Consider the following 865-nt stretch of genomic DNA (forward strand, 5'->3'; position numbering starts at 1 on the left):
GTAGACCGAATTAGAGTGATATGAATTTTTGTCCCAACTTTTTCTTCAGAGTGAATATGCATTGAACCATTGATTTGCTCTAAATATTGTTTAGCATAAGATAAACCAAAACCAGCACCAGCTTTCTTATTAAAGCTAAATCCTTGCTCTGTAACCTTTGGCAAGATATCGGGAGGAATACCGCAGCCATTATCTTCAATAATAATTTCGACATGCGTAGTATTGCATGTTAGAGAGATAATAATAGAGCCATTAGAATTAACTGCCTCAATACCATTATTAATGAGATTAGATAGAACGCGCTTAAAAGAATCAGGGTGTATCTTAGAAAAACAATTATATGAGTGGTCGGACCCAAGTAAGTTGATTTGGATTTTGGTTGCGTAATATTCATATCTTTTTTCTGCAACGATATTATCTAAAACTACAAATATTAATTCTGGAGAATTATTCATATATATTTCACTACTTTTACAGTCAAGCAAATTATTTTTAGATTGTAAGAGTAGGTTATTAGCAATATCATTGATTCTTTTAGCTGCATTTCTGATCATAATGCGTTTATTTTCAGGAATCGATGTTACATCAGATACTGCGGTGTTTATTGCCGCTAATGGTGATCGGATATCGTGAGCAACAAGCTCAGCAATATTTTTTCTTACCTCGTAATAGGCTTTTTCTTTCTGTAAATTGATTATTTCACGATGTTCATCAATAAATTTATTAGCAATTTGTCTATATTCATTAATTTCAACTTTTGCAAAATCAACAGCATTATTAGTTTGATGTGATGAAATAAAATCAAGCAAGTATTCGGTATTGTTTGCTATTTTTTTTCTCATAGAAAGGAATAGAAATAAGAAAT

At 31.1% G+C, this 865-nt stretch carries 1 protein-coding gene; it reads right to left on the minus strand.

Annotated features, from left to right (window positions below):
* A partial coding sequence (locus tag Lani_RS19585; RefSeq protein ID WP_156415176.1) for a sensor histidine kinase occupies window positions 1-865 on the minus strand: 865 nt, incomplete at both ends.

The sequence above is a fragment of the Legionella anisa genome, assembly GCF_001467525.1.
Classification (GTDB): Bacteria; Pseudomonadota; Gammaproteobacteria; order Legionellales; family Legionellaceae; genus Legionella; species Legionella anisa.